Origin of the sequence: Pseudomonas sp. MWU347, assembly GCF_017947305.1 — a bacterium.
In the GTDB taxonomy this organism is placed as follows: Bacteria; Pseudomonadota; Gammaproteobacteria; order Pseudomonadales; family Pseudomonadaceae; genus Aquipseudomonas; species Aquipseudomonas putida_A.
The window spans coordinates 128,526-146,634 of sequence record NZ_JAFGZB010000003.1 but is presented as its reverse complement, the minus strand read 5'-3'; the positions used below and the strand labels follow the sequence as shown (position 1 = coordinate 146,634).

Sequence of the window (18,109 nt, the reverse complement as noted above, 5' to 3'; positions counted from 1 at the left end):
GCCCCCCGGATAAATCCCGCAGCGAAGGAACCCGAGCCTAGGCGAGGGCCGAACGTCAGGGCATAGACCTTTTGGTTACTTTTGGGGCGTTTGCCAAAAGTGACCCGCCGTAAGGGCGGAACCCTAAGTGGCCGTTACCGCAGCAACGGATCCACCCCCAAAATTGACTAAATCCCCCACCCCATGCTCTCCTACACAACTTGTTACGGGTGCCCTTCACAGGGTGAAACGGGAAACCGGTGAATCATGTGCTTTACTCAAAGCCATGTCAGTCCGGTGCTGCCCCCGCAACGGTAAGCGAGCGAAGCGTCAGATCCACTGTGCCAACGCGGCATGGGAAGGTGACGCTTGCAGGTCGGCCAGACGCCAACCCCTCGTGAGCCCGGAGACCGGCCCGCAACACACAGTGCGCATTGTGCGTCGCTGAACATAACAAACCCGCGGTGGGCGGGCGCTGTTCGAACCTCTGCGTGCCCGACTCGCAGGGGTTTTCATGCGCTCTATATCACCCGCTGACACTCCAGAGGGAAGCGCCATGTCGATCATCAGCAGCACCGGCAGCAACACCGACAAAATCTCCAGCACCGCCACCTTGAGCCAACGCCTGACCGCCGCGATCTTCGCGTCGATTCTGGGTGCCAGCCTTGTGTACTTCGCCGGTTTCTCGCACATCGAAGCGGTGCACAACGCCGCTCACGATACCCGCCACAGCGCCGCGTTCCCGTGCCACTGAGACCTGCAGACATGATCAAGCGTATCGCGCAAACCGCAGGCTTCACCGGCCTGCTGGCCGCCCTGCTGCTGACGTTGCTGCAAAGCTTCTGGGTCTCGCCGCTGATTCTACAAGCCGAAACCTTCGAGAAGTCCGAACCGGTGGCCGTTCACGAACACGCCGCCGGTACGGCTGCTCACACCCATGACGCCGAAGCCTGGGAGCCGGAGGACGGCTGGCAACGCGTGGTCTCGACCACCGGCGGCAATCTGGTGGTGGCGGTCGGTTTCGCCCTGATGCTCGCTGGCCTGTACACCCTGCGTGCACCGACCAAAACCTCGCAAGGCCTGCTCTGGGGCCTGGCCGGTTACGCGACCTTCGTGCTCGCACCGACCCTGGGCCTGCCGCCTGAACTGCCGGGCACCGCTGCAGCCGATCTGGCGTCGCGGCAAACCTGGTGGATCGGCACCGCCGCTTCCACCGCTGTCGGCCTGGCGCTGATCGTGTTCAGCCGCCACTGGCTGATGAAGCTGCTCGGCGTGGCGATCCTCGCCGTGCCGCACGTGATCGGCGCACCGCAACCGGAAGTGCATTCGATGCTCGCCCCGGAGGCGCTGGGAGCCCAGTTCAAAATCGCTTCGCAGTTGACCAATGTGGCGTTCTGGCTGGCCCTGGGTCTGATCAGCGCCTGGTTGTTCCGCCGCAAAAGCGATGGTCAATACCACGCATGACCGATGACCGCGCAGCGCCGACCTTTGTGGTCGGCCTGGGCTGCCAGCGCGGCTGCCCGGTCAGCACGCTGCGCGCGCTACTCGATCAAGCGTTGCAGGCGCATCGTATAGAACTTGAAGCGGTCAAGGCCTTGGCCAGCATCGATCTTAAACGCGATGAACCCGGCCTGCAGGAACTGGCCAGTCAACTGGCGTTGCCGCTGTTGTATTTCAGCAGCGACGAACTGGCCAGTTATCAGCAACGCCTGAGCCACCATTCGCAGATCGCCTATGAGCGCACTGGCTGCTACGGCGTGGCGGAAAGTGCCGCCCTGGCCCTTGCCGAGCAGTTGATTCAGGCACCGGCAAAACTGCTGATTTCCCGGCAAAAATACGCTCAGGCAACCTTGGCATTGGCCGGCGCTGCGTAAATTCCCGATAATCCCCCCGTTTGATCATGAGCAATCTTCATCTGAAGCGTTGCCCTGCCCCGTTTTTCACAGGATTTCTTCATGACCGTCTACTTCATCGGCGCCGGCCCAGGCGACCCGGAATTGATCACCGTCAAAGGCCAGCGGCTGATCCGCAGCTGCCCGGTGATCATCTACGCAGGCTCGCTGGTACCGGCTGCGGTGCTGGAGGGGCATCAGGCTGAAACCGTGGTCAACAGCGCCGAATTGCATCTGGAGCAGATCATTGAATTGATCAAAACCACCCATGCAAAGGGCCAGGATGTGGCGCGGGTGCATTCCGGCGATCCGAGCCTGTATGGCGCGATTGGCGAGCAGATTCGTTATCTGCGCGAGCTGAATATTCCGTTCGAGATCATTCCCGGCGTCACCGCGACCGCAGCGTGTGCGGCGTTGCTTGGCACGGAACTGACACTGCCGGACGTGTCGCAGAGCGTGATTCTGACCCGCTACGCGGACAAGACCGCAATGCCGGCGGGTGAGGAGCTGAGCAGTCTGGCGCAGCATGGCGCGACCATGGCGATTCATCTGGGGGTCAATCATCTGCAGAAAATCATCGCCGAACTGCTGCCGCATTACGGCGCGGATTGCCCGATTGCGGTGATTCACCGGGCGACGTGGCCGGATCAGGACTGGGTGGTGGGGACGCTGGCGGATATTGCCGCGAAGGTTGCGGCCAAAGGGTTTCGGCGCACGGCGTTGATTCTGGTGGGACGGGTGTTGGGCAGTGAGGTGTTTAGCGAATCGTCGCTGTATCGCGCGGGGCATGCGCACCTCTACAGACCCTGAATCATATGGGATTGGGTGCCAACCTGTGGCGAGGGGATTTATCCCCGATGAACTGCGCAGCAGTTCCTTTTCTGGGGCTGCTTCGCAACCCATCGGGGATAAATCCCCTCGCCACACAATAAACAGGCACTCATTAATCAAGTGCATAAAAAAACGGCGCTCACGGGGCGCCGTTTTTCGTGTTCGCAGTGAACACCTTACTCAGTAGTAGGCGTTTTCTTTCTGCGTGTGGTCGGTCACGTCGCGCACACCTTTGAGCTCTGGAATACGCTCGAGCAAGGTGCGTTCGATGCCTTCCTTCAGGGTCACGTCGGCCTGGCCGCAGCCCTGGCAGCCGCCGCCGAACTGCAGCACGGCAATGCCGTCCTCGACCACATCGATCAGGCTGACCTGACCGCCGTGGCTGGCCAGCCCCGGGTTGATTTCGGTTTGCAGATAGTAATTGATGCGCTCGTTGACCGGGCTGTCGGCATTGACCTTCGGGACTTTGGCGTTTGGCGCCTTGATGGTCAGTTGGCCGCCCATGCGGTCGGTGGCGTAATCGACGACGGCGTCGTCAAGGAACGCTTCGCTGAACGAATCGATATAGGCTGTGAAGCTTTTCAGCCCCAGCGCGGTATCTTCAGGTTTTTCTTCGCCCGGCTTGCAGTAGGCAATGCAGGTTTCGGCGTACTGGGTGCCAGGCTGGGTGATGAAGACGCGGATGCCGATGCCTGGAGTGTTCTGCTTGGAGAGCAGATCGGCCAGGTAATCGTGGGCGGCGTCGGTAATGGTAATAGCGGTCATGGAAACTCCTCGCAGGCTTGGGCGCAGTTTACGCCAATCATTGCGCCGGACAAAGTCCTAGTATTTTTGTCGGGAAAGATTCTCGACAGGTGCGCGCATCGGTTCGCCCTCGATCCGCGCTTTAAGCCACTGATAGCTGCGTTTTTCCACCCATTCGTAGCTCAACCATGACCCCACACCAATCGCCAGAGCGCAGACGATGAACATCAGATACGGGTTGATTCCGTAGCGTCGCGCGATAAAACCACCAACCGACAACACCAACACGTGCATCAGATACACTGAATAGGAACAGTCACCGAGCCATTTCATCACCCGATTGCGCTCGACGTAGCGCTCCAGCGCCATGCAAGCCATCACCAGCACCGCGCTCGGCACGCCCCAGTTCAATAACCTTGGCGCCGGTGCCAGGTGATAGATCGCCATCATCGCAGCGCCCATCGCCAACAGCGGCAGCCACAGGCCGGCGCCAATCCAGCCCCGGCGATAGAGCACGCCAATGCCGATCCCCAGCAGAAACTCGTAGACGATGTCGGAACGGTAAAACTCGTTGAGCCAGCCGAACGCCTGACACACCGAAAACAGCAACGCGGCGACCACCAGCAAGCGCACCTGCCAGCGGAACACCAGCGCGCATCCAAACAACACATAGAAGAGCATTTCGTAGTTGAGCGTCCAGCCGACATTCAGCGTCGGATAAATCCCGTAACCGCCGGGGTTTTGCGCAGGAATGAATAACAGCGACGCGAGGAAATGCGCCCAGTCCACCGTCTGATCCGGCAACATTGGCCGGGCGAACAGCACCAGCAACGCCATCAACAGCGTGTACAGCCAGTACGCCGGGACAATGCGAAACAACCGATACAGCAGAAACCGCGCCGGAGGCAGCGCTTTGCTTTCGGTGGAGAGGAAAATCACCAGACCACTGATGACGAAGAAAACATCGACGCCGACTGCGCCCTTGTCGATGAAGAATTGCCCGACCGGGCCGCGCGCCTTGAAGTCGAAGAAAATCTGCATGAAGTGGTGACAGACCACCGTCCACGCGGCAAGCGCCCGCAGGGCCTGCACTGAAATCAACATGATCGGCTCCTGTCCACAACTCTCAAAACCACCACCGCCCCCTTGTAGGAGTGAGCCTGCTCGCGATGACGACATGTCAGGCGACAACCATTCTGAATGGACTGACGCCATCGCGAGCAGGCTCACTCCTACAGGGAATGTGCGGTGTTGCTAAGAATTGGGACAGCAGACCTGTATTAAATGATCAAAGATTCTGGTAGCGGTTCATGTCCAGCACGCCCTCTTCCACCGGATCGGTTTCGTGGAGGTATTGGCTCAGGTCGTGGAAATAGAACCAGAATTGCGGATGACTGCGACGAATCCCCCAGCGTTCGACGATTTTCTCGAAACGATCGGCATCCTTGGCATTCTCCATGGCATCGACAAACTCCGGCACTTGTTCGGCTGGAACGTTGAAGATGAAATTCGGATAGCTGCTCAATACGCCCGGGTAGATGGTCAAGGTGTCGAGCCCCGGTTGATAGCGCAGCGATTCGCCCAACAGAAACGCCACGTTACTGTGCGCACGGTTGCGCAGCAGGCTGTACATCTCGCGTTTGCCGCTGCGGGTTTCGATGCGCAGCATGGTTGCTTCCGGCAATTGGTCGATCACCTTCAAACCGGCGGCCGGACGCGAGGTCAGGCGACTCAGCGCCTGCTCGGCGTTCTGTAGCGCCGGGTCGATATTCGGTCGCGAGCAATAGGCGCCGTCACAGCGATTGATCGGATCCGGCCGCGCATTGAGGTCGCCGTAACGCGCCAGCAACTGCATGGCGAAATCGTATTTAGGGTCCTTCGGATCGAGTTTCAGCGCGGTCGGTTTGTCGTCGTCGATCGCCTCATAGTCGAGCCACATCTTGAACTGGCCGCTGCTTTGGTACCAATCATCGAGGTAGTCCTCGCGGGAATCGGCCGGCATCAGGCGCAGGAAGTTCTGCTCGGCGCCGTTGCGGATCAGGTCGAAATACAGACGCGTCTGCGCCTGATGGGAGACGTTGCCGAACACATCGAAGTTGACCGCCAACTGATAATAGGTGCGCTCCAGCAGTGGATAGTCGAACAGCCACATGGTCTGTGGCACTTCGCCGATCAGGCCTTTGGTCACCGACGCACTGTCGAAGTGGCGGAAAATGCTCAGCAGCGCGTTGTCGTTGCCGGCCCACAGGGTTGACCAGCTCGGAGCCGGCAGTTCGGCGTAACTGTCGCGGCGCAGGGCTTCGTATTCGTTGCGCTTGTTACGGTAGTTGTGCCACAGGCTCAGCACACTGCCGACGTCATCGTTCTGCCCAGGCATTGCCAGCAACGGCGTGGCCTGGCCGCGATAGTTGGGGTCGGTGATGTACAGATCATGTTCCGGAGCCTGGAACAGCGCCCAGAAGTTATCGCGGATCACATCCGTCGCAATCTGCCCACGGCACACCGGCCCGCGAATGAAGGTGCGGACGAAGTATTCAGCGTTATCGAGCATGAACTGATAACGCGCCTGCGCCGGAATCGCCTCGAAGGTGGCGAACGGGTTGGCCCGGCTCTGCGGGCCGTAACCCGGCAGCGCGTTGACCTGCCAGTTTCCGCTGTAGAACAGACTCTTGACCCGCGCCATCTTCGCCGCACTCAGCGGATAGGTGATGTGGGTCTTGTGCACGATCACCCCTCGCACCGGCCACAAGCGGTAATACACCTGAGTGCCCGGATCGTCATTCGGGCGGCGGGTGGCGATCAGGTCGATCGGCTGCCCTGTCGGCGTGCGCGAACGCACCCACTGGAAGTAGTGCCCCGGCTCGCCGTCCTTGAAATAGATATGCGCGAGGAACCAGTGTTCGAACAGCCAGCGCCCGACCAGACTCTGCCGCGCCCCCGGCGCATTGAGCAGGTTTTCCCACTGGACGATTTGCAGCGCTTCCCTGGCGCTCGGCGCCAGCCCCTGCTCGTCGATCGGCGCACCGGACGCCAGCCAGTGTTGCAGGGTCTGGTATTGCTGATCGGTCAGCCCCGTCACCGCCAGCGGCATGCCTTCTTTCGGGTGGGCGCCGGCATAGCCGTCAAACTCGGCGGGCATCGCGCACATGTTTTCCCGTTGCAGGCCGAGCACGATGTCTTCCGGGAGCTTGGCATTCGGTGTCAGCGGGGTTTTGTGGCCCAGTTCCAGCATCCGCGCCATCAGCGCCGCCTGGCTGCCCTGAGCGTCGAGTACCGAATAAAAGCCCTTCTGCTGCCAGGCACGTTTGCCGAAAGCGTCGTAGAACAGCCGAGTGGTCGGCGCCGCCTGAGTGCGCTCGCCATCGTAGACCGGCATCTTGCTCGCGCCCCGCGCTGCGCCTTCGCCGCTGCCCAGATTGAGCTGGCACGCCGAGTCGTAGCAGGCATGGCAGGCCACACACTTCTCGGTGAAGATTGGCTGGATGTCACGCGTATATGAAATAGAAGGTGAGATCGCGGGTTCCTGCGCAATGGCGCCCCAGCTTAAAAACAGCATGAAAATGCTGATGACGCGGTACGACATGCCCATGATCCCGATCGTGAAAAAAACGCCCGCGATTCTACAGTATGACGCTCGTACCAACATGAACGATATTCATGCAAAAGCAGCACGTGCTCCAAAAGCGCACAGGTTTGTTATGATCCCGGCCCTTCGTCATGGTCTTTTTCGAGTAGTCCCAATGTCCGATCGCAGCGTCCGCCTTCAAGCTCTCAAGCAAGCCCTCAAAGAGCGCATCCTGATTCTCGACGGCGGCATGGGCACGATGATCCAGAGCTACAAGCTCGAAGAACAGGATTATCGCGGCAAACGCTTCGCTGACTGGCCGAGCGACGTCAAGGGCAACAACGACCTGCTGGTGATTACCCGTCCGGACGTGATCGGCGGCATCGAAAAGGCCTATCTGGATGCCGGCGCCGACATTCTGGAAACCAACACCTTCAACGCCACACGCATTTCCATGGCCGACTACGGCATGGAAGAACTGGCGTACGAATTAAACGTAGAAGGCGCGCGACTGGCGCGCAAGGTGGCCGACGCCAAGACCGCCGAGAACCCGGACAAGCCACGTTTCGTCGCCGGCGTGCTCGGCCCGACCAGCCGCACCTGCTCGCTGTCGCCAGACGTGAACAACCCCGGCTACCGCAACGTCACCTTCGATGAACTGGTGGAGAACTACACCGAGGCCACCAAAGGCCTGATCGAGGGCGGCGTCGACCTGATCCTGATCGAAACCATCTTCGACACCCTCAACGCCAAAGCCGCGATCTTCGCCGTGCAAGGCGTGTTCGAAGAGCTGCACATCGAACTGCCGATCATGATTTCCGGGACCATCACCGATGCGTCCGGCCGCACCCTGTCGGGCCAGACCACCGAAGCGTTCTGGAACTCCGTGGCCCACGCCAAGCCGATCTCGGTCGGCCTCAACTGCGCCCTCGGCGCCAGTGAGCTGCGCCCCTACCTGGAAGAGCTGTCGAACAAGGCCAGCACTCACGTTTCCGCGCACCCGAACGCCGGTTTGCCGAACGAGTTCGGCGAGTACGACGAGTTGCCGGCGCAAACCGCCAAAGTCATCGAAGAATTCGCCCAGAGCGGTTTCCTCAATATCGTCGGCGGTTGCTGCGGCACCACCCCGGGCCACATCGAAGCCATCGCCAAGGCCGTGGCCGGTTACGCACCGCGGCAGATTCCGGACATCCCCAAGGCCTGCCGCCTCTCGGGCCTAGAGCCGTTCACCATCGATCGCAGCTCGTTGTTCGTCAACGTCGGCGAGCGCACCAACATCACCGGTTCCGCCAAGTTCGCCCGTCTGATCCGTGAAGACAACTACACCGAAGCCCTGGAAGTCGCCCTGCAGCAGGTCGAGGCCGGCGCGCAGGTGATCGACATCAACATGGACGAAGGCATGCTCGATTCGAAGAAGGCCATGGTGACCTTCCTCAATCTGATCGCCGGGGAACCGGACATCTCCCGCGTACCGATCATGATCGACTCCTCGAAATGGGAAGTGATCGAAGCCGGTCTGAAGTGCATTCAGGGCAAGGGCATCGTCAACTCGATCAGCATGAAAGAAGGCGTCGAGCAATTCATCCATCACGCCAAGCTGTGCAAACGCTACGGCGCTGCGGTGGTGGTGATGGCGTTCGACGAAGCCGGCCAGGCCGACACCGAAGCGCGCAAGAAAGAAATCTGCAAACGCTCCTACGACATTCTGGTCAACGAAGTCGGCTTCCCGCCGGAAGACATTATCTTCGACCCGAACATCTTCGCCGTGGCCACCGGCATCGAAGAACACAACAACTACGCTGTGGACTTCATCAACGCCTGTGCGTACATCCGCGACGAGCTGCCGTATGCGCTGAGTTCCGGCGGCGTGTCCAACGTGTCGTTCTCGTTCCGTGGCAACAACCCGGTGCGTGAAGCGATTCACTCGGTGTTCCTGCTGTATGCGATCCGCGCCGGCCTGACCATGGGTATCGTCAACGCCGGTCAGCTGGAAATCTACGACCAGATCCCGCAGGAGCTGCGCGACGCCGTCGAAGACGTGATCCTCAACCGCACGCCGGAAGGCACCGACGCCCTCCTCGCCATCGCCGACAAGTACAAGGGCGACGGCAGCGTCAAGGAAGCCGAGACCGAAGAGTGGCGCAGCTGGGACGTCAACAAGCGTCTGGAGCATGCGCTGGTCAAGGGCATCACCACGCACATCGTCGAAGACACCGAAGAGTCGCGCCAGTCGTTTGCGCGGCCGATCGAAGTCATCGAAGGCCCGCTGATGTCCGGCATGAACATCGTCGGCGACCTGTTCGGTGCCGGCAAAATGTTCCTGCCGCAGGTGGTGAAATCCGCGCGCGTGATGAAACAGGCCGTAGCGCATCTGATCCCGTTCATCGAACTGGAAAAAGGCGACAAGCCGGAAGCCAAGGGCAAGATCCTGATGGCCACGGTAAAAGGCGACGTGCACGACATCGGCAAGAACATCGTCGGCGTGGTGCTGGGTTGCAACGGCTATGACATCGTCGACCTCGGCGTGATGGTCCCGGCGGAGAAAATCCTCCAGGTCGCCAAGGAAGAAAAGTGCGACATCATCGGCCTGTCTGGCCTGATCACCCCGTCGCTGGACGAGATGGTCCACGTTGCCCGTGAAATGCAGCGTCAGGATTTCCATCTGCCGTTGATGATTGGTGGCGCGACCACCTCCAAGGCGCACACCGCCGTGAAGATCGAGCCGAAGTACAGCAACGATGCGGTGGTCTACGTGACCGACGCCTCGCGTGCGGTCGGTGTCGCGACGCAGTTGCTGTCCAAGGAACTCAAGGCCGGTTTCGTCGAGAAGACCCGTCTGGAATACGTCGATGTGCGTGAGCGCACCGCCAACCGCAGCGCCCGTACCGAGCGCCTGAGCTACGCGGCGGCGATTGCCAAGAAGCCACAGTTCGACTGGGCCAACTACACGCCGGTCAAACCGACTTTCACCGGTACCCGGGTGCTGGACAACATCGACCTCAATGTTCTGGCCGAGTACATCGACTGGACGCCGTTCTTCATCTCCTGGGACCTGGCCGGCAAATTCCCGCGCATCCTCGAAGACGAAGTGGTCGGTGAAGCGGCCACCGCGCTGTACAAGGACGCCCGCGAGATGCTCACCAAGCTGATCGACGAAAAGCTGATCAGCGCCCGTGCGGTATTCGGTTTCTGGCCGGCCAATCAGGTGCATGACGACGACATCGAACTGTACGGCGATGACGGCAAGCCAATGGCGCGCCTGCATCACCTGCGCCAGCAGATCATCAAGACCGACGGCAAACCAAACTTCTCGCTGGCCGACTTCGTCGCACCGAAAGACAGCGAAGTGACCGACTACGTCGGTGGTTTCATCACCACCGCCGGCATCGGCGCCGAAGAAGTCGCCAAGGCCTATCAGGATGCTGGCGACGACTACAACTCGATCATGGTCAAGGCACTGGCCGACCGTCTGGCCGAAGCCTGCGCCGAATGGCTGCACCAGCAAGTGCGCAAAGAGCACTGGGGTTACGCCAAGGATGAGGTGCTGGACAACGACGCGCTGATCAAAGAACAGTACTCCGGTATCCGTCCGGCACCGGGTTATCCGGCCTGCCCGGATCACACCGAGAAAGCCACGTTGTTCACCCTGCTCGATCCTGAAGCCAGCGAAATGCGTGCCGGGCGCAGCGGCGTGTTCCTTACCGAGCATTACGCGATGTTCCCGGCGGCAGCGGTCAGCGGCTGGTACTTCGCCCATCCGCAGGCGCAATACTTCGCCGTCGGCAAGGTCGACAAGGATCAGGTGCAGAGCTACACCTCGCGCAAAGGTCAGGAACTGAGCGTGACCGAGCGCTGGCTGGCGCCGAACCTCGGTTACGACGAATAAGCGCAACGGTCAGTCCCCGAACCTCCCGGGGACTGACCGTTCAGCGGGTTTTACCCGCCTGACATTTGCCCGGACGTACCGGGCATTTGTGCGTTGCCGGCAGACAAACCGATCCGTTCGATCTCCTCTCGCGACAATTCGATGAGCCTGGCATTTCGCGCGGCCGCCTGGTCGAACAACCTGCTCAGATACAGCGGATCGTCAGCACTCAGACCTTCGTCCTCGCCCTCCTCCATCAACTGCAGTTCATCCATTTGCCGGAACGCCTCGGGCTGCTGCTCCTTGAGATAGTCCAGCCAGTAATCGCGCTGGATCAGGTCCTCCAGAAATCTCTCGGAGCGTTCCGCGCTGACCACTTCGGCCCGCGCATTGACCAACTGCTGCGGGGTGACACCGGAGGCAAATTTCATGTTTTTCGGCTGCCCGGGCAATTCCAGTCCATCGTCCCAGCCCCCGGTCAGACCGATCCGGTAACCGAGGCGGACTTCGGCTTCGTCGAAACCACTGCGCGCCGCCACCGCTTTTGCCAGCTCATCGACCTTGTCCAGCCGAAACAGCTGCCGCGACAGCGACAACAAGGCCTCGCCGCGGATTCCCGGACGGCCGGCCGGCAAATCGAGCAAGGCGTTGTAAGTGAAGACCTTGCCCTCCAGACCACTGAACGTAAGGATGCGCCCGTCCACGCAAGTCCCGTGTGTGGCCGAGCCGGCGAAAATCACCTCGCGCAGCTCACTGTTGGCCGCCGCCGCTTCCATGACCATCCACACCCGTCGGGTCAGATCGGCGTTGGCCACGCGAAACTCCTGGGTGTCCTGCAATCGATCAAGCAAATGGAAGAATGCCGCGCTATCCGGTTCGGCAGAGAGTTGATCCCAGAGTTTGTCGCGTGCCAACGCCTGCTCCGCCGGCAGATTCGCCAGCCACGGCGCCTTCTGTTGCGCATGGGCCTGTTCGCCCGGCAGGGTTTCGTCGGACTCGATGCTGTCGGTGGTTTCACTGAGCCCGCCGGCAACGTCGTCAGCCATTTCCTCCAGATCGGAACTGGAGAAACCGAGCACTCGCAGGCGATTACCCGCAGCCTGATAGGTTCTGAGCCTTTCAAGCGACTCCTCCGACAGGTTGTAGTTGTCAGTCAGGTCGGTGCCGTCCATCAGCTCATCGTGCTGACCGTCCAGCGCCTGTTCGGGGATGACGGTGATGTCGTTGCGACTGAGGTTGAGTGTCCGCAGGTGCTGCGCATACAGCGTCCCGGCCGGCCATTCGGCCAGGTTGTTATTACGCAGATCCAGACTTTGCAAATGCTCGAAATAGCTGACGTCGAACGCATCAAGATGGTTGTAGCTCAGGTCCAGTGTTTGCAAATGCTGCAGACCGGACAGCGCGGCATACAGCGGCTCGGTGTCAGTGAAGTTGTTGCTGGCAAGCTCGAGTCGCTCGAGCTGCGGCATTTGCCGGACGCCATCAGGCAGCGCGGTGAGTTCATTGCCACTGAGGGTCAGATCGCGCAGGTGAGTGAAGGACTTGAGAAAGCCGTTGCTGCCTTCGGCCGTCACTCGTGTGCCTGTCAGGTTCAAGCTGCTGACATGCCCGAAGTCCTCGGGCAGCGGCGGTAGATCACCCAATTGCAGGCCGTTGAGATCCAGAACCGCATCGCCCCCGACAATCGATAACCTTGCGCGCCAGCACGTCAGGATGCGCCACGCCGCCAGGCTGCGCGATTGCGAGGAGATGACCCAGTCAACGCCACGGGTTTCCCGGGTATACAGCCAGCCATTGAGTCGGCGAACGAGGGTTTCAAAGGTCTGGCTCCAGCCCGCGATCCGCTCGCCGATCTGCACATCGGTCGCACCCTCGGTACGCAGCGCCTCGATCACCTGCATGGCTTGTTCATCGGTAAGGGCCGGCTGCACTCGCTGCAGGTTCTGGCGCATCCGTGTCAGCCCGGTACTGACAGGCGCCTGCGTCAGCGGCAGCAACTGCCGGGCCACTGACAAACCGTTCTCCGCCGGCGGAAAAGTCGCCGGCACTGGCTGCCGGGCAAACGCATCCAGCGCGCCGGCAGGCAGGCCGAGGGTGTGCTCGAGCCGCAGTTGCCCCAGACGCAATTCAGCCGACGCCGCTGCGGTCAGCGGCGCACCGGTCAGGTTGATATTGAGCAGTGCGGTGCTCTCGAGTACGGCAGGCGGCAACGTGCTGATACGGGTATCGCGCAGATCCAGCCACCACAGTTGCGGCAGACCTTCGGCCCCTGTCGGCCACTGTTGCAGGTGCGTTGCCTGCAGGTCGAGGGCCTTTAAACGTTGCAGGCTGTCGACGTTCAGTTCGCTCAGCGGATTGTTCCGCAGATTCAGCTGTTCGAGCGCAGGCAATCCACTCAATCCGCTCTCCAGGCCTGAAGCGTCGGTCAACTGATTGTCGGCCAGATCCAGGTGCACCAGGCGCGAAAGGCTCTGCGACTCGATCGGCCATTCGTGCAAGGCATTGTCACTCAGATCAAGGGTTCGCAATTCGCTGAACGCACTGAGAAAACCGCGCATCTGCGCGGCCGCAACGCGCTGGCCGTTGAGCAGCAGCGTGCGTACATGCGCAAATGCGTCAGCGGGTAACGCCGGCAGGTCGCTGAGCATCAGCCCCGACAAGTCCAGAGTCGAAGCGCTGATGGTCGCGCCATAGCGCTTGAACATGCCCTTGCGCCAACTGGTTTTCAGGACATGGGCCAGGTTTGATCGCGCGACAAGTTCGCGCAGCGATTCTGCCGACACCACCACGCGCTGCTGCCACTGATTGAGTTGGCTATCCAGCGCGGCATATTGATCGCTCAAGGCATTGATGGCGGTGAAACGCTGCTGCTCATTCGGCCATTGCTCGAAGAAACGATTGAACACCCCCTCGGGCGATTGATTCACGCCCTCGCCCAGGCGCCGCAACTCGCCGCGGCAATAATCCCTGACCATCGTCTCTCGATCGATCAGGTGTTCCGGATGGGTCTTGATGTATTCGTACACGCCGGTGAAGTTTTCCCGGGAGAATCTTGACCAGTCCAGCGACAGCCCCGACCAGAGTTTTTCATGGCCCTGCAGCAGTGCTGCCGGCACGGTGCTGATCCCCGTGTCTCTGAGGTTCAGACGTTCCAGGGCCGGTAACTCCAGCACCCCCGCAGGCCAGTCGAACAATGAGTAGGCGACGATTTCCAGTGTGCGCAGATTACGCATGCCGCTGACATCGAAGGCCAGCGGCTGATAGCTCGAGGTGCTGACGCTCAATGCTTCAAGACGGGTCAGTTGAGCCAGACGTGCCGGCATGTCAGCGGCAAAGGGCATTGCGCTGTAAAGCGTCAGGTCAGTGAATTCCGGCAGGTTCTGCAACACCGCCGGCACGTTGGTGAACGCTTCTGCGGTGGCGTTGATGCGCAGCGACTTGAGCCTGGGGAAACTGCCCAACAGTTCATCGACGTTGGCATCGCTGATGCACCGCCCCCTGACTCGCAGATCGCGCACATGCGAGAAGTCCGCCGTCAGCACCGGCAACGGGTCATCGCAGGTCAGATCGAGGCGTGCCGCACTCACGTGACGATCGGCCAGCGGCGAATTGCGCCAGCTCTGCTTGAGGCTGCGCACCACGCTGGATCGGCCGCCGATCATCGACTCCAGCGTCGACTCAGGGGCCGGCACACCTTCCCATTGCGCCAGCGACGATTCGAGTTCCTGCCATTCACGCAGGCGCCTTTGCAACAGCTCGTAGATCTGCGCGTCAGTCCGGCCGGTTGCCAGTTGTCTGAGGATGAACCCGCCCGCTTGCTGATCGGTAAGCGCCGGATACACGTCCTGCACGCGCGTCACCAGCAACGGATTGACGCCTTCGCCGCGACCGCTGGCGTAATAACCGAGCCCGTGCTGGCGTATCCGCACCGGCGCCTTGAAGCGTTGCTTGTGGCCATGGCGTCTGCTCGCCAGTCGAGCCAGTTCGGCACGGTGTCGGGCCACATACCGGATCAGTGCCCGACGCAGTCCGGCGCTACGCGCAACCTGGGTAAAACCCAGGGCCTGTCGCGACTGGTCGGGCAAGGCATGGAGGATTGAGGCAAAAAAGTTGTCGCCGTGACGCGGAATGCTGTTCAGCTCTTCGCCGCGCTCGTTGTACGCCTGATAGACCGGCCCGCGCTTGACCAGATACTTGGTTTGGCCGGCACTTTCGCTGCCGACACTGTCAATCAACGGCCCGTCGAGGCTACCTTCGCGCACCTCGAGACGCACCTCGTCCGACCAGCCCGGCAGTCGTTCCAGGGCGCGCAAGGTCAGCCATTGGCTTTCGCTGCCGCCGGAATTTTCCATGTGCAGGCCGGCGACCGCGTGGTTGAAGCGGCGTCGCCGGGCAAATTCACGGGAGATCTCCAGCAGCCGCAACGGCACCCGCTTGCCGCTTTGCAGGCGCGCCAGCTCCTCGGCGTTCGCCTCCAGCAGCACGCGGATTGCCGCCGAACTGCCCAACCCCGGTGTCGCGGCTTGCAGCCTGGCGATTCGCCGGTCGTTCAACGCGGGCTCGTCATAGAGCCTGTCGAACATCGCCGGTTGCCGGGTGCGCAGGTAATCGGCGATCTGTTTGCGCAGTTCCAGCGGCCGCGATTCGACCACACGCGCCGGCTCGGCGCCCAGCAGCCAACGTGTTTGCGGCTCATCCAGCGCGGCCAGAATACGTTCAGGCAATTGGCCGTCGAGCACTTCGGCGCGGGTCACCTGGATCGGTGTATGCGTCTGGCCCTCGATCAAGCCTGATTCTGCGCCGAACAGCCGGCTGGGGCCGGACAGCTGCGCTCCGTCGAAGACTTGCAGAATCTTTCCGCTCGGCCAGCGCGGCATTTGCGTGAGCATTGGCAGCGTCAGCAGATACGAATCATCCAGGGGGGTTCCTCGTTCGACCTGATCGATCAGCCGCCCGACCTGCTGCTCCGCTTCATACAGGCGCAAAGTGTCGGCCAGGGCCAGTGGCGCTGGCTGATGATCGAGGTGCATCTGGCGCAGGGCTTCATCACTGACACCACTGACATCGGCGATTTCGAGCAGTTGCGCATCCGAAAACGCCTCAGTCGAGTGACCGATGCGCCGCAGCAGGGTCAGTCGATCCCAGCTCAACGGTCGCTCCAGGTTGTGGCGCCAGGCCCCCAGTCGATTGTGCTCAAGGATCGGTTGATACGCCGCAGGATCATGCGGGTGGCGGATGCGCCAGCTTTTCAGGGTCTCGTCGTAGTGCGTCTGGTAGACCTTGCCCTGCTGGCGAATGAAGGTCTTGCCGTCGAATCGATACACGCCCTGCGCATCAGGCACGGCACTCGCCGGCAGGACACTATCGCTGACGTAAGCATCAAGGTCAGGCTTCCACAGGCGGACCGAGCCGTCAGGCCGTTCGACCGGCTGCAGATGCTCGATCACGGGCTCGGCGGAGGCCGCCTGGAGTCGGCCTGCGCCCTTGCCGACCGCGCCCATCACGCCAATCAGCGCCAGGTTCTGCGCCACATCGACCAGATGCGCCTTGGCAGCCTGGCGATCACCTTCCGACCATTCGATGGCGCCTTCGAATGATTCATAGAGCAGTTGCCCGGCCATCACGGTCATCATGATTTCGCCCAGTACCGGGACAAACATCGACACCAGGTTCAACGCCATCATGCCGAGCTCGAGCAGATGACTGAGTTTTTCTGCGCGTACCCGGGCGTCGACATCCGCTGTGGGGACGGCGTGGGCCTTCGCATCGGCGATAAATTTGGCCTGGTGCTGCTCATAGAGGTACTGCCACAGATCGGTATTGTCGGCCCAGATCCCGGCCACGCCTTTGCGGGTGGTTGGCAACGGGTCGAGAAACGGGTCAGGCTGCGGCTCGCGCTTGCCGGGGGCTTCGGGTGGCAGCTCCTTGATTCGCGCGATGGTCGACAGTGGCGGTATCAGCTGTGCAACCTTGACCCAGATCGAATGCAACGGGTCACTCGGCGAGTCCGCAGCCTTTTGGGTGAACTGACTGAAATAGTAAGGACGGTCGGCATAGGCCACGAACTGACTGAAAAACTGCTGGTAAGCAGTCGGGCCTGGCGCGGAAGCCGTAGGGTCAGCAGCGGTGAACTTGCCTTTGAACACCTCACGCATCTGCGCCATGGTGTAGCGCTTGAGCGGGTGTTGTGGGTCATGGGGAATGTAGACGATGAACTCGTTGGTGTAGCGGTAGCGCTCGCTGATGCTGAACACCACGCAACCGGTCATCCGCCGCTTCATCAGGCTCAGATCACGAAACCACACGGCCTTGCCGCCGAGTTGCGGATAGATCTGGCCGTCCACCACCGACAGAATCATCCGGTAGTCGGCGGGCTCGATGTCCTGTTTCAGCAGCGCCCATTCAGCGGCGGCACGCAACGCGGTTTTCTGGCTGGCAATGAAGTGCCGGCGCAAGGTGTCGGTTTTCTCGAAAAACGCTTTGATCCTTGCCTGATAACGGGCACCGACGTCCAGCGAACGACACAGCGTCAGAAACTGCCTGACCGTGATGCCGATGTCTACTGCCTGAAACTCGCCCGGGGTTGCCGTCTCGACCACGAAACCGGATCTGGCGTGATAGGCACCTGCTTCACATTCCGAAGCCTCGAAGTTGTGCAATGCCGCTTGCAGCAAGGGCAGCTTCAACACTTCGAACGTGGAAACTTCAACTTCCAGCACCCCGAGTTCGAGGGGCCGTCTGAGACACAGCAAGGTCTTGCCGAGATCGACCGTGACGTTGAACTGGTCCTTGAGTGCCTTACCGAGCAACGCCTGGGCAAATGCATCGATGTTTTCAAGGCCGGCCATGGTCTTGTCGAGCCGGGTCTGGGCGACAAAGGCCGCCGTGACCCGCTCTTTCAAGGCTTGTTGCTGATCATTCGAGAAATGGTGATAGCCGTGCGCTGGCCGGGTACTGGCCACTTTCATCGCGGCCCGCCGCTCGGGTGAAGCGGCGATCAGCCAATCGGGGATCATCTGCTCCAGCAGCTTGCCGTGAAGGCTGGCGCTGACCGGTGCGCGGGGCAATGTCGGGGGATGAGTGGACATCCTGTCTCTCCTGAAAAATGGGAGGACAGGACACCATGTCCGCCACGGTGATCTGCGGTACATAGTTATCGTATCGGCATGGACGTGTTACCGGACAAGTCTGGAACCCGCGTGCGACCACGGCACAACCCGCTGGATTGACTAT

General features: G+C 61.0%; 9 protein-coding genes and 1 riboswitch. Of the genes, 5 read left to right on the top strand and 4 right to left on the bottom strand.

The window, feature by feature from the left end; all coding sequences use genetic code 11:
* The first annotated feature begins 190 nt into the window (after positions 1-190).
* Positions 191-413, top strand: a riboswitch (cobalamin riboswitch).
* Between the two features lie 122 nt (positions 414-535).
* The 4 genes from KCG87_RS07045 to cobM all read left to right on the top strand — a co-directional run bounded on the left by KCG87_RS07045 (position 536) and on the right by cobM (position 2,681).
* A complete protein-coding gene (locus tag KCG87_RS07045; protein ID WP_003225486.1) occupies positions 536-733 on the top strand; it encodes a CbtB domain-containing protein in 198 nt (65 codons plus the stop codon).
* 11 nt (positions 734-744) lie between these two features.
* Positions 745-1,443, top strand: coding sequence for a CbtA family protein (locus KCG87_RS07040; RefSeq protein ID WP_210557300.1), 699 nt, complete (start codon positions 745-747; stop codon positions 1,441-1,443).
* Positions 1,440-1,853 (top strand): cobalamin biosynthesis protein, encoded by a 414-nt coding sequence (locus tag KCG87_RS07035; protein WP_041072679.1) that lies wholly within the window; start codon positions 1,440-1,442, stop codon positions 1,851-1,853. Before KCG87_RS07040 ends, KCG87_RS07035 begins: the two co-directional genes overlap by 4 nt.
* A gap of 81 nt (positions 1,854-1,934) precedes the next feature.
* Entirely contained in the window at positions 1,935-2,681 is a 747-nt protein-coding gene (gene cobM, locus KCG87_RS07030) for a precorrin-4 C(11)-methyltransferase (RefSeq protein WP_210557303.1), read from the top strand.
* Between the two features lie 201 nt (positions 2,682-2,882).
* On the opposite strand, the gene nfuA is transcribed toward cobM, so the two are convergent.
* The 3 genes from nfuA to KCG87_RS07015 form a co-directional block, all read right to left on the bottom strand.
* Complete coding sequence (gene nfuA, locus KCG87_RS07025; protein ID WP_210557305.1) at positions 2,883-3,467, bottom strand: Fe-S biogenesis protein NfuA; 585 nt, start codon at positions 3,465-3,467, stop codon at positions 2,883-2,885.
* Between the two features lie 57 nt (positions 3,468-3,524).
* A complete protein-coding gene (locus tag KCG87_RS07020; protein WP_210557307.1) occupies positions 3,525-4,550 on the bottom strand; it encodes an acyltransferase in 1,026 nt (341 codons plus the stop codon).
* 184 nt (positions 4,551-4,734) lie between these two features.
* Positions 4,735-7,029 (bottom strand): fatty acid cis/trans isomerase, encoded by a 2,295-nt coding sequence (locus KCG87_RS07015; RefSeq protein WP_210557309.1) that lies wholly within the window; start codon positions 7,027-7,029, stop codon positions 4,735-4,737.
* Between the two features lie 157 nt (positions 7,030-7,186).
* Between KCG87_RS07015 and metH the strand changes: the two genes are divergently transcribed.
* On the top strand, positions 7,187-10,897 hold the full coding sequence (gene metH / locus KCG87_RS07010) for a methionine synthase (RefSeq protein WP_027613709.1): 3,711 nt from the start codon (positions 7,187-7,189) through the stop codon (positions 10,895-10,897).
* A gap of 50 nt (positions 10,898-10,947) precedes the next feature.
* Here the strand turns inward: metH and KCG87_RS07005 are convergent, their stop codons facing one another.
* Positions 10,948-17,964 carry an NEL-type E3 ubiquitin ligase domain-containing protein gene (locus KCG87_RS07005; RefSeq protein WP_210557311.1) on the bottom strand — a complete coding sequence of 2,339 codons (7,017 nt, stop codon included), beginning with the start codon at positions 17,962-17,964 and terminating at the stop codon, positions 10,948-10,950.
* Positions 17,965-18,109 lie beyond the last annotated feature (145 nt).

What these genes read in the sequence shown, in the direction of transcription:
- KCG87_RS07005 (WP_210557311.1), bottom strand. Translation starts at nt 17,964, where the DNA reads ATGTCCACTCATCCCCCGACATTGCCCCGCGCACCGGTCAGCGCCAGC.
- KCG87_RS07040 (WP_210557300.1), top strand. Translation starts at nt 745, where the DNA reads ATGATCAAGCGTATCGCGCAAACCGCAGGCTTCACCGGCCTGCTGGCC.
- KCG87_RS07020 (WP_210557307.1), bottom strand. Translation starts at nt 4,550, where the DNA reads ATGTTGATTTCAGTGCAGGCCCTGCGGGCGCTTGCCGCGTGGACGGTG.
- cobM (WP_210557303.1), top strand. Translation starts at nt 1,935, where the DNA reads ATGACCGTCTACTTCATCGGCGCCGGCCCAGGCGACCCGGAATTGATC.
- nfuA (WP_210557305.1), bottom strand. Translation starts at nt 3,467, where the DNA reads ATGACCGCTATTACCATTACCGACGCCGCCCACGATTACCTGGCCGAT.
- metH (WP_027613709.1), top strand. Translation starts at nt 7,187, where the DNA reads ATGTCCGATCGCAGCGTCCGCCTTCAAGCTCTCAAGCAAGCCCTCAAA.
- KCG87_RS07045 (WP_003225486.1), top strand. Translation starts at nt 536, where the DNA reads ATGTCGATCATCAGCAGCACCGGCAGCAACACCGACAAAATCTCCAGC.
- KCG87_RS07035 (WP_041072679.1), top strand. Translation starts at nt 1,440, where the DNA reads ATGACCGATGACCGCGCAGCGCCGACCTTTGTGGTCGGCCTGGGCTGC.
- KCG87_RS07015 (WP_210557309.1), bottom strand. Translation starts at nt 7,029, where the DNA reads ATGTCGTACCGCGTCATCAGCATTTTCATGCTGTTTTTAAGCTGGGGC.